A 1,205-nucleotide genomic window follows, 5' to 3' on the forward strand; every position below is an offset into this window, starting at 1 on the left:
CAGGGCACCAGTAATGAAATTGGTGGCACTGTTACACTCACCATCACCGACAGCGCAGGCGCTGTGCAAACCATTGAGACCCTAGTTGGCAGCGATGGCCACTGGAACATTGAGATTCCAGGTGCCCTTGCACAAGGTGACTTTACTGTAAGCGCGAGTATTACCGATGCGGCAGGCAACGAGAGCACAGCAAACAGCAGTGGTAATGTGGATACTATTACGCCAATCGTCACCGTTGATGCACTGGGCCTTGGCAACGATAGCACCCCAGTTGTTAGTGGTACCTCAACAGAGCCGGAAGGCACGGTTGTAAACATTGTTATTACTGACAGCAACGGTGATGAACACCCAATCACCGCCACCGTGGATGCAAACGGTGATTGGGAAGCGACCAGCCCTGAATTACCGGATGGAAGCTACACCGTGCAAGCCAGTATCACCGATGATGCAGGCAATACCGGCGGTGCGACACAAACAGGCAACCTAGATACCTTAGCGCCGACACTGACGTTAGACACAGTCGGTGCCACGAATAACAGCACGCCAACAATTAGCGGGACATCGAACGCGCCAGCAGGCACGGTTATAACGATTAACGTCACGGATGCAGATAATACAGAAACGTTTACTGCAACAGTACAAGCCGATGGCAGCTGGTCAGCAGATGTACCGAACGCGTTAACTGATGGTCCACTCACTATTGAAGCAAGCGTTAGTGATAACGCCGGTAATACCACTACATTAAGTGAAACCGCAACACTCAACACCACGGCCCCAAGCATTAGTATTAATGCACTGGTTGACACTAACGACACCACCCCAACCATTAATGGTACAAGCGATGCGGCAGATAACACCACCATTAGCTTAACGTTTGAAGACAGTGCAGGGAATATTACGACAGTTGATACAACCGTAACGGGTGGAGTATGGAGTGTCGATGCACCAACTGATTTAGCCGAAGGCGAATATACTGTCACCGCGCAGGTAGATGATGGACTGGGTAATATCGGCAGCGCCACCGAGACAGGTCAGATAGACCTTACTGGCCCGAGCCTTGTTATTACAGACAACGGTGTAGGGAACGACACCACGCCAACGATTGCAGGTACCAGCGATGCACCGCAAGGCAGTGAAGTAACCATTGTTGTCACCGACAGCAGCGGCGCAGCGCAAACAATGAGCGCCACCGTACTAGCCAATGG

General features: G+C 51.7%; 1 protein-coding gene. It reads left to right on the forward strand.

The features are described from left to right. Positions 1 to 1,205: Ig-like domain-containing protein (locus H5120_RS20010; RefSeq protein ID WP_182675881.1), on the forward strand; the 1,205-nt coding region annotated here is incomplete at both ends.

The organism is Pseudoalteromonas sp. SR43-2, assembly GCF_014163885.1.
GTDB classification, from domain to species: Bacteria; Pseudomonadota; Gammaproteobacteria; order Enterobacterales; family Alteromonadaceae; genus Pseudoalteromonas; species Pseudoalteromonas distincta.